Here is a 9,242-nt window from a genome sequence, read left to right on the forward strand (position 1 = left end):
GCGCCCTCGCGTCCTCGTTGTGTTGGGGGTACCCGGCCCCCGCAGACGACCGCTGGGTCCGGGGGCCGCCGCGCGCGGGGGGGCGCGCGACGTCCCCGGGATCGTGAGAACTACTTGGAGTCGGCGTCGCCGTCGGTCTTGCCCTCGCCCTTGGCGTCCTTGGCGTCCTTGATCGCGGCGTCCTTGGCCGAGGCGTCCTCGGTCTCGGCGTCGTCGGCCGCGTCGTCCTTGCCCAGGTCGATCTTGGCGACCTCGGCGGAGTCGGCGTCACCGGTCAGCGACGAGGCGTCGTCGGGAACGACCGTGCCGTCCGCGTCCAGCTCCCGGTCGTCGCCGTGCACGATGCGGTTGTACTCCGCGTCGTCCAGAACGGCGCCGATCGAGTTCTTCGCGTAGACGGCGTGCACGCCGGGGGCGACCTCGAGGAGCACGGTGTCGTCGTGGACTTCCTTCACGGTCGCGTACATGCCCCCGATCGTGCGGACGCCGGTACCGGGCTGCATGTCGTTGCGCATCTGCGCGGCCGCCGCCTGCTTCTTCTTGGCGGAGCGGGTCATCAGGAACATGGCCCCGATGAGCACGATGAAGGGGAGGAGAGTCAAGAGATCCACGGGACGGGAATTCCTTCGCACGACCGCGCTGGAATGCGGCCTGTATATACGGGGGTGGGTACACCGACCGGTAAGGGCGGCATCGGCGGAGTCTAAGCGAGTCCGCATAGATGGAACAACGCCCAGCATGGCACCCAGGTTCCTGTACGCGCGAACCTGTGACGCATCACGCCCCGAACAGGCCCTGTTGTCCCTTTGCTCCGTGCTGCGGCGGGACCAGTCCCAGATGTGCCCAGGCCGCCGGGGTGGCGACCCGGCCGCGCGGGGTCCTGGCCAGCAGTCCTTCCCGTACGAGGAAGGGCTCGGCGACCTCCTCGACGGTCTCGCGCTCCTCCCCCACCGCGACCGCCAGCGTGGACAGGCCCACGGGGCCGCCGCCGAAGAGTTTCAGCAGGGCGCCGAGGACGGCGCGGTCCAGCCGATCGAGTCCGCGGGCGTCAACCTCGTACACCTTCAGGGCCGCCGCGGCGATCTCCCGGTCGATCGTTCCCTCCGCCTTGACCTGGGCGTAGTCCCGGACCCGGCGCAGCAGCCGGTTGGCGATGCGGGGGGTGCCGCGGGAGCGTCCGGCGATCTCGGCGGCGCCCTCCACGTCGATGCCGACGTCCAGGAGGCGGGCGGAGCGGTGGATGACGCGCTCCAGCTCGGCGGGGGCGTAGAACTCCATGTGCCCGGTGAAGCCGAATCGGTCGCGCAGCGGGGGCGGGAGCAGCCCGGCCCGGGTGGTGGCCCCGACGAGGGTGAAGGGGGGCAGCTCCAGCGGGATCGCGGTGGCGCCGGGGCCCTTGCCGACGATGACGTCGACCCGGAAGTCCTCCATCGCCATGTAGAGCATCTCCTCGGCGGGCCGGGACATGCGGTGGATCTCGTCGAGGAAGAGGACCTCGCCCTCCTGGAGGGAGGACAGGATCGCCGCGAGGTCGCCGGCGTGCTGGATGGCGGGGCCCGAGGTGATCCGGATCGGGGCGTGCATCTCGGCGGCGATGATCATCGAGAGCGTGGTCTTGCCGAGGCCGGGGGCGCCGGAGAGCAGCACATGGTCGGCGGTGGCGCCGCGGGCGCGGGCCGCCTTGAGGACCAGGTCGAGCTGTTCGCGGACCTTCTCCTGGCCGACGAACTCCTCCAGGTCCTTGGGGCGCAGGGCCGCCTCGACCGCGGTGTCCTCGCCGTCGAGATGGCCGGCGTCGACCAGCCGGTCGTCGAAGACCGGGCCGGTCGGCTCGTCGGTCTCGGGTCCGGTCTCGTCCCAGTTCATCAAGGGCCTCTTCGGTGGTTCGGTGCCGGTCAGCGGGCGCGGTTGAGAGTCTGCAGGGCGGCCCGCAGCAGCTGCGGCACGGGGGGTGCGGTGCCCTCGGCGACGGCGGCCTCGGCCTGCGGGGCCACGGCGCTGACCGCCTCGTCGGCCTCGCGGCTCGCGTAGCCGAGGCCGATCAGGGCGGCCTGGAGCTGGTCGCGCCAGCCGGAGGTCACGGGGGTGCCGATGCCCTGCTGGCCGATGTGCGCGCCGACGGGTTCACCGAGCCGGTCCTTGAGCTCCAGGAGCAGCTTCTGGGCGCCCTTCTTCCCGATGCCGGAGACGGCGGTGAGCGCCTTCTCGTCGCCGGTGGAGACCGCGAGGCGCAGGGCGTCGGGGCTGTGGGTGGCGAGCATCGCCTGGGCGAGCCGGGGGCCGACCCCGCTGGCGGTCTGGAGCAGCTCGAACACCTGCCGCTCGTCGTCGTCCGCGAAGCCGTACAGGGTGAGGGAGTCCTCCCGGACGACCAGCGAGGTGGCGAGCTTGGCCTCCCTGCCGACGCGCAGGCCGGCGAGGGTGTGCGGGGTGCACTGGACGGCCATGCCGATGCCGCCGACCTCGATGACGGCCGTGGTCGGGGCGAGGGCGGCCACCGGGCCGGAGACGAAGGCGATCATGCGGTGCGGCCTTTCAGCGGGCGAGGCGTCCCGGGGCGCCGGGGGTTCGGGAGGTGCCGGGCGTGCGAGACACGCCCGGCGTGCGGTGGGCCGCCACCGCCTGCTGGAGCCGGTTCTGTGCGGGGGCGCGCCAGATGTGGCAGATGGCGAGGGCCAGGGCGTCGGCGGCGTCGGCGGGCTTGGGCGGGGCGTCCAGTCTCAGCAGCCGGGTCACCATCGCGCCGACCTGGGCCTTGTCGGCGCGGCCGGAGCCGGTGACGGCCGCCTTGACCTCGCTGGGGGTGTGCAGGGCGACCGGGATGCCGCGGCGGGCGGCGCAGAGCATGGCGACCGCGCTGGCCTGGGCGGTGCCCATCACGGTGCGGACGTTGTGCTGGGCGAAGACCCGCTCCACCGCCACGTAACCCGGGGAGTACTCGTCGAGCCAGGCCTCTATGCCCCGCTCCACGGCGACGAGCCGATCGCCCAGCTCCGCGTCGGAGGGGGTGCGCACGACGCCGACCCCGAGCATGGTCAGCGGGCGGCCCGCGACCCCCTCGACCACGCCGACACCGCACCGGGTCAGTCCCGGGTCAACGCCCAGAACTCGCATGGAGCCCCCTGTCCTCGCTGCTCGCGACGCCCGCTCGATCATCTGTTCCCGCAGGCTATCGGCTCGCACTGACAATCCGTCGGAACCACAAGACGACGGGCCGACGGGGAGTGCCCCGTCGGCCCGTCGCGCCAAGCCGTGTGGCTGCCGTGTCGTCAGGCGTCGACCTTCTCCATGACCTCGTCGGACACGTCGAAGTTGGCGAAGACGTTCTGCACGTCGTCGCTGTCCTCCAGCGCGTCGATGAGCTTGAAGATCTTGCGGGCGCCCTCTTCGTCCAGCTCGACCTGCATGGTCGGCAGGAAGTTGGCCTCGGCGGAGTCGTAGTCGATGCCCGCCTCCTGGAGCGCGGTGCGCACCGCGACCATGTCGGTGGCCTCGCTGACCACCTCGAAGGTCTCGCCGAGGTCGTTGACCTCCTCGGCGCCCGCGTCGAGGACCGCGCCGAGGACGTCGTCCTCGGTCAGCTCGCCCTTGGGCACGATCACGACGCCCTTGCGGTTGAACAGGTACGAGACGGAGCCCGGGTCGGCCATCGAGCCGCCGTTCCGGGTCATGGCGACACGTACGTCGGAGGCGGCACGGTTGCGGTTGTCGGTGAGGCACTCGATGAGCACCGCGACACCGTTGGGGCCGTAACCCTCGTACATGATCGTCTCGTAGTCGGCGCCGCCCGCTTCGAGACCGCCGCCGCGCTTGACCGCGGAGTCGATGTTCTTGTTCGGGACGGAGCTCTTCTTCGCCTTCTGGATGGCGTCGACGAGCGTGGGGTTGCCGTCGGGGTCGACACCGCCGGAGCGGGCCGCGACCTCGATGTTCTTGATCAGCTTCGCGAAGAGCTTGCCGCGCTTGGCGTCAATCACGGCCTTCTTGTGCTTCGTCGTAGCCCATTTAGAGTGGCCGGACATCTGCCTTCTCCTTCGCGTCACCAAAATCGAGTCGAACCCGAGAGATCCTACCGGGGTCCGCTCACTTCACTGCGCGCACCATGTCCACGAACAGAGCGTGCACGCGATGATCGCCGGTCAGTTCGGGATGGAACGACGTGGCGAGGACATTTCGCTGCCGTACGGCGACGATATGACCGCCGTGTTCGGCGATGACCTCGGCCTCGGCCCCGACGGACTCGACCCAGGGCGCCCGGATGAACACACCGTCCACCGGGCCGCCCGCGATGCCGTCGACCTCCACCGCGGCCTCGAACGACTCGTTCTGCCGGCCGAAGGCGTTGCGCCGCACGATCATGTCGATGCCGCCGACGGTCTCCTGGCCCGAGCGCGGGTCGAGGATCTTCTCGGCGAGCAGGATCATCCCGGCGCAGGTGCCGTAGACGGGCATCCCGGCCCGGACCCGCTCGCGGAGCGGCTCCATCATGCCGAAGAGGACCGCCAGCTTGGACATGGTGGTGGACTCGCCGCCCGGGATGACCAGGCCGTCGACCTCGGCGAGCTCCTCGGGGCGCCGGACCGGCCTGGCCACGGCGTCAGCCGAGGCCAGGGCGATCAAGTGCTCCCGTACGTCGCCCTGGAGTGCGAGGACGCCGATCAGGGGGGTGTCGCTCATCAGTGGTTACCAGCCGCGGTTGGCGTAGCGCTCGGACTCGGGCAGGGTGTCGCAGTTGATGCCGACCATGGCCTCGCCCAGGTTGCGGGAGGCGTCCGCGATGACCTTCGGGTCGTCGTAGAAGGTGGTGGCCTTCACGATGGCGGCGGCGCGCTTGGCCGGGTCACCGGACTTGAAGATGCCGGAGCCGACGAAGACGCCCTCGGCGCCCAGCTGGCGCATCAGCGCGGCGTCGGCCGGGGTGGCCACACCACCGGCGGAGAACAGCACGACGGGCAGCTTGCCGAGCTCGGCGACCTCCTTGACCAGCTCGTAGGGGGCACGCAGGTCCTTGGCGGCGGCGTACAGCTCGTTGTTGTCGAAGCCGCGCAGGCGGGCGATCTCGTTCTTGATCTGGCGCAGGTGGCGGACGGCCTCGACGACGTTGCCGGTGCCGGCCTCGCCCTTCGAGCGGATCATGGCCGCGCCCTCGGCGATCCGGCGCAGGGCCTCGCCCAGGTTGGTGGCGCCGCAGACGAAGGGGGTGGTGAAGGCGAACTTGTCGCTGTGGTTGACCTCGTCGGCCGGGGTGAGGACCTCGGACTCGTCGATGTAGTCGACGCCGAGGGACTGGAGCACCTGGGCCTCGACGAAGTGGCCGATGCGGGACTTGGCCATGACGGGGATGGAGACGGCCCCGATGATCTCCTCGATCATGTTGGGGTCGGACATCCGGGCCACGCCGCCGTCCTTGCGGATGTCGGCCGGAACCCGCTCCAGGGCCATGACGGCCACGGCGCCCGCGTCCTCGGCGATCTTCGCCTGCTCGGCGTCGACGACGTCCATGATCACGCCGCCCTTGAGCTGCTCGGCCATGCCGCGCTTGACGCGGGCGGTGCCGGTGGCGGGGTACTCGGCGGACTGCGGGGTGCTGGGAAGCGTGGACACGGGACCTCACTCGGTGAAAGACGCTGGATACTGCATCGCCGAGCAAACGCTGTGGGACCAGGCCACAGCAAGGGCCAATGAACAGGCCGTGGATCGTTTTGGCCCCGGATCCGCCCGGGTCTCAGGTGCCCGGGCGGTCCGCGAGGGCCACCGGCGGAGCGTCGTCCATCTCGAAGGCGAGCGGGAACGGCGCGTGCCCGGCCAGCCGGAGGAGCCGGACGGTACGGTGCCGGCGCAGGGCGCGGGCGGCGCGCACGGCGTCGTTGTGGAAGCGCCGGGCCATGGGCACGCGGCGTACGGCGGCGGCCAGTTCGGTGGCCGCCTCCTCACCGCCGGGAATCTCCTTCACCGCGTCGACCTGGGCCGGTTCGCCGAAGACGGCGCGCAGGGCGGTGCTCAGTTCGCTCTCGGCGACCTCGCGGTGGTCCTCCTCGGACTGCCGGGCGGCGTGCGCGGCCTCGTACAGGACGATCGAGGCGGCCGGGTCCAGGACGCCGGAGGTGGCCAGCTCCTGGGTGACCGAGGCGCGGCGCAGCAGTTGGGCGTCGAGGGCGGCGCGGGCGGCGTCGATCCGGGAGTGCAGACGGTCGAGCCGGCCGGCGGTCCAGCTGAGGTACACGCCGATCGCGACGACGGCGAGGACGATCCAGACGATGAGGGTTACGGTCACGGGCCCACACGCTACCGTCGCGCGGGTCCCCGGCCCGCACCCCGGTCGGGTGCGGGCGCCTCGGCATTCAGTCCCGCGCGAGTCCGAACCGGGCCCGCAGCCCCGAGCGTTCGTCCGCCGCCACGGACGCGGCACCGTCGGTCACCGTCTCGTACACCGCGAGGATGTCGGCCCCCACCGTCGCCCAGTCGAACCGCCTCACGTGCGCCTCGCCGCGCTCGCGCAGGCCCTTGCGGCGCTCCGGGTCGCCCAGCAGCCGGATCGCGGCGGCGGCCAGCGCGTCGGCGTCCTCGTTGGCGAAGAGGTCCCCGGCCGCGCCCTGGTCCAGCACCTGCGCGAAGGCGTCCAGGTCGCTCGCGAGGACCGGCGCACCGGCCGACAGCGCCTCGACCAGGATGATGCCGAAGCTCTCGCCGCCGGTGTTCGGGGCCACGTACACATCGACGCTGCGCAGCAGCCGGGCCTTGTCCTCGTCGCTGACCATGCCGAGGAACTCGACGCGTTCGCGCAGCTCCTTCGGGAGGGATTCCACCGCCTCCTCCTCGTCACCGCGCCCGGCGACCAGCAGCCGGGCCTCCGGGTGGGCGGCGAGGATCGCGGGCAGCGCCTTCATCAGGACGGGCAGGCCCTTGCGGGGTTCGTCGATCCGGCCGATGAAGCCGAGGGTCTGTCCCTGCCACTCGGCCTTCGGCTCGGCGTCGGCGAAGAAACCGACGTCGACGCCGTTGGGGATGACGACGGCGTCCCCGCCGAGGTGCTCGACCAGGGTGCGCCGGGCGTACTCGCTGACCGCGATCCGGGCGCTGATCTTCTCCAGCGCGGGCTGGAGGATCGGATACGCGGCGATCATCGCCCGGGAGCGCGGGTTGGAGGTGTGGAAGGTGGCCACGATCGGCCCCTGCGCCGCCCAGCAGGCCAGCAGGCCCAGCGACGGGGAGGTCGGCTCATGGATGTGGATCACGTCGAAGGTGCCGTCGTGCAGCCAGCGCCGCACCCGGGCCGCCGACAGGAAGCCGAAGTTCAGCCGGGCGACGGAGCCGTTGTACGGCACGGGGACGGCCCGGCCGGCCGAGACGACGTAGGGGGGCAGCGGTGTCTCGTCGTCGGCCGGAGCCAGCACGGAGACCTGGTGGCCGAGCCGGATCAGATGCTCGGCGAGATCCCGGATGTGGAACTGCACGCCACCCGGTACGTCCCAGGAGTACGGGCAGACGATGCCGATCTTCACGTGGGTTCCCCCCGGAGGTCCAGGTCGTCCAGCCAGAGGCGCTGGAGCATGTGCCAGTCCTCCGGGTGCTCGGCGATCCCGGCGGCGAAGGCGTCGGCCACCGCCTGGGTCATGGCGGCGGCCCTGCGGGCGCGGTCGCCCTCCTCCGGCACCTCGACCGCCGGGTGGATGACCGCCTTCATCACCGGCGTGGCATCGTAGGAGAGGGTCACCGGCAGCAGCGCCGCGCCCGTCTGCTGGGCGAGGAGCGCCGGGCCCGCGGGCATCCGGGCGGTGGCGCCGAAGAACGAGACCTCGACCCCGGAGGCGGAGAGGTCCCGGTCCGCGACGAGGCAGACCAGGCCGCCCGCGCGCAGCCGCCGGGCCAGGGTGCCGAAGGCCGCCCCGCCGCTGTGCGGCAGGACCTCCATGCCCAGGCTCTCGCGGTAGGCGACGAACCGGTCGTAGAGCGTCGCGGGCTCCAGCCGTTCGGCGACGGTGGTGAACGGGACCTTCAGGTCGGTGGTGACCCAGGCGCCGGCGAGGTCCCAGTTGGCCAGGTGCGGCAGGGCCACGATGACTCCGCGCCCGGCGTCCAGGCCCTCGTTCAGCCGGTGGGTGCCGGTGACCTCGATGCTCTCCTTGATCCGCTCCGGGCTCCAGGTCGGCAGCCGGAACGACTCCATCCAGTAGCGCATGTAGGAGCGCATCCCGGCCCGGGACAGCTCGGCCAGCCGTTCCGGGCCCGCGTCGGGGACGACCCGGGCCAGGTTCGACTCCAGGCGGAGCACGCTCTTTCCGCGCCGCTTCCAGACCTGGTCGGCGATCGTGCGGAAGAGGCGGGTGGCGGCGGGCTCGGGCAGCGTCTTGACCGCGCCCCAGCCCAGTCCGTACAGCCCGTCGGTGAGCCGGCCCTTCAGTTCGGAGACGCCCGCGCTCACCGGTCGGCCTCGCTCCCCTGACCGGCGGGGCCCGCGGCGGCGGCCTCCGCGGCGTCCGCCTCCGCCGATTCACGGCGTACGGTCACCACGCGCTGGACCAGCGTCACGAGGCTGCCCGCGGCAACGATCCACAGCGCGATCGGCAGCAGGACGTCGATCCCGGGGACGCCGAACTTGTGCAGTCCGGCCAGACCGGCGGCGACCAGCGAGATGACCAGCCGCTCGGCGCGCTCCACCAGACCGTTGACCGCGACCGGCAGACCGATCGACTCGCCGCGCGCCTTGGTGTAGGAGACCACCTGACCGCTGGCCAGGCAGAAGATCGCGACGGCGCAGAGGATGTTGTCCCCGCCGCTGCCCGCGTACCAGAGGGCGAAGCCGGCGAAGATCGCCCCGTCGGCGACCCGGTCCAGCGTCGAGTCGAGGAACGCGCCCCACCGGCTGGAGATCCCGGCCTGCCGCGCCATGTTGCCGTCGACGAGGTCGGAGAAGACGAAGACCGTGATGACGATCGTGCCCCAGAAGAACTCCCCCATCGGGAAAAAGACCAGCGCACCTGCCATCACTCCGGCCGTGCCGATGAGAGTGACCGCGTCGGGGCTGACCCCGAGGCGGAGCAGCAGAGCGGCGAACGGTGTGAGGACACGCGTGAAGAATGCACGCGCGTACTTGTTCAGCATGGCCTTCCCGAGGGTTCGGTTCGCCGAGCGGCCCCTTCGGCCACCGGCTGGCCCATCGTAGTCACCGCCGGTGCCTTCCACCGGACGGGCACCCGGGCCCGGGTGTCACCCGGGCCCGCGCCCCGCCCGCCCGCGCCCCG

At 71.8% G+C, this 9,242-nt stretch carries 11 protein-coding genes; all 11 read right to left on the bottom strand.

Going from position 1 to position 9,242, the window contains the following annotated elements:
- Positions 1-110: 110 nt before the first annotated feature.
- The 11 genes from yajC to pgsA all read right to left on the bottom strand — a co-directional run bounded on the left by yajC (position 111) and on the right by pgsA (position 9,102).
- Positions 111-611, bottom strand: coding sequence for a preprotein translocase subunit YajC (gene yajC, locus ACFWRV_RS31755; RefSeq protein WP_384339372.1), 501 nt, complete (start codon positions 609-611; stop codon positions 111-113).
- A 166-nt stretch (positions 612-777) separates the two neighbouring features.
- On the bottom strand, positions 778-1,866 hold the full coding sequence (gene ruvB / locus ACFWRV_RS31760; protein ID WP_384339373.1) for a Holliday junction branch migration DNA helicase RuvB: 1,089 nt from the start codon (positions 1,864-1,866) through the stop codon (positions 778-780).
- 29 nt (positions 1,867-1,895) lie between these two features.
- On the bottom strand, positions 1,896-2,522 hold the full coding sequence (ruvA, locus tag ACFWRV_RS31765; RefSeq protein WP_384339374.1) for a Holliday junction branch migration protein RuvA: 627 nt from the start codon (positions 2,520-2,522) through the stop codon (positions 1,896-1,898).
- A gap of 13 nt (positions 2,523-2,535) precedes the next feature.
- Positions 2,536-3,114 (bottom strand): crossover junction endodeoxyribonuclease RuvC, encoded by a 579-nt coding sequence (ruvC, locus tag ACFWRV_RS31770; RefSeq protein WP_384339375.1) that lies wholly within the window; start codon positions 3,112-3,114, stop codon positions 2,536-2,538.
- A 155-nt stretch (positions 3,115-3,269) separates the two neighbouring features.
- Positions 3,270-4,022, bottom strand: a complete 753-nt coding sequence (locus tag ACFWRV_RS31775) for a YebC/PmpR family DNA-binding transcriptional regulator (RefSeq protein ID WP_096632476.1) — start codon at positions 4,020-4,022, stop codon at positions 3,270-3,272.
- A 61-nt stretch (positions 4,023-4,083) separates the two neighbouring features.
- Positions 4,084-4,677: a pyridoxal 5'-phosphate synthase glutaminase subunit PdxT gene (gene pdxT / locus ACFWRV_RS31780; RefSeq protein ID WP_384339376.1), complete on the bottom strand. Its 594-nt coding sequence runs from the start codon at positions 4,675-4,677 to the stop codon at positions 4,084-4,086.
- A 6-nt stretch (positions 4,678-4,683) separates the two neighbouring features.
- On the bottom strand, positions 4,684-5,604 hold the full coding sequence (pdxS, locus tag ACFWRV_RS31785; protein WP_018960500.1) for a pyridoxal 5'-phosphate synthase lyase subunit PdxS: 921 nt from the start codon (positions 5,602-5,604) through the stop codon (positions 4,684-4,686).
- A gap of 121 nt (positions 5,605-5,725) precedes the next feature.
- A complete protein-coding gene (locus ACFWRV_RS31790) occupies positions 5,726-6,274 on the bottom strand; it encodes a hypothetical protein (RefSeq protein ID WP_384339377.1) in 549 nt (182 codons plus the stop codon).
- A 67-nt stretch (positions 6,275-6,341) separates the two neighbouring features.
- Entirely contained in the window at positions 6,342-7,502 is a 1,161-nt protein-coding gene (locus ACFWRV_RS31795; RefSeq protein ID WP_384339378.1) for a glycosyltransferase family 4 protein, read from the bottom strand.
- Positions 7,499-8,422 carry a phosphatidylinositol mannoside acyltransferase gene (locus ACFWRV_RS31800; protein ID WP_384339379.1) on the bottom strand — a complete coding sequence of 308 codons (924 nt, stop codon included), beginning with the start codon at positions 8,420-8,422 and terminating at the stop codon, positions 7,499-7,501. The genes ACFWRV_RS31795 and ACFWRV_RS31800 overlap by 4 nt, the downstream gene beginning before the upstream one ends.
- Complete coding sequence (gene pgsA, locus ACFWRV_RS31805) at positions 8,419-9,102, bottom strand: phosphatidylinositol phosphate synthase (protein ID WP_384339380.1); 684 nt, start codon at positions 9,100-9,102, stop codon at positions 8,419-8,421. Before pgsA ends, ACFWRV_RS31800 begins: the two co-directional genes overlap by 4 nt.
- Positions 9,103-9,242: the final 140 nt, after the last annotated feature.

It is taken from the genome of Streptomyces sp. NPDC058576, assembly GCF_042718715.1.
GTDB lineage: Bacteria > Actinomycetota > Actinomycetes > Streptomycetales > Streptomycetaceae > Streptomyces.

Bases quoted from the DNA above. Each gene is read 5' to 3' on its own strand.
- ruvA (WP_384339374.1), bottom strand. From the start codon at position 2,522: ATGATCGCCTTCGTCTCCGGCCCGGTGGCCGCCCTCGCCCCGACCACG.
- ruvC (WP_384339375.1), bottom strand. From the start codon at position 3,114: ATGCGAGTTCTGGGCGTTGACCCGGGACTGACCCGGTGCGGTGTCGGC.
- ACFWRV_RS31775 (WP_096632476.1), bottom strand. From the start codon at position 4,022: ATGTCCGGCCACTCTAAATGGGCTACGACGAAGCACAAGAAGGCCGTG.
- pdxT (WP_384339376.1), bottom strand. From the start codon at position 4,677: ATGAGCGACACCCCCCTGATCGGCGTCCTCGCACTCCAGGGCGACGTA.
- pgsA (WP_384339380.1), bottom strand. From the start codon at position 9,102: ATGCTGAACAAGTACGCGCGTGCATTCTTCACGCGTGTCCTCACACCG.
- ruvB (WP_384339373.1), bottom strand. From the start codon at position 1,866: ATGAACTGGGACGAGACCGGACCCGAGACCGACGAGCCGACCGGCCCG.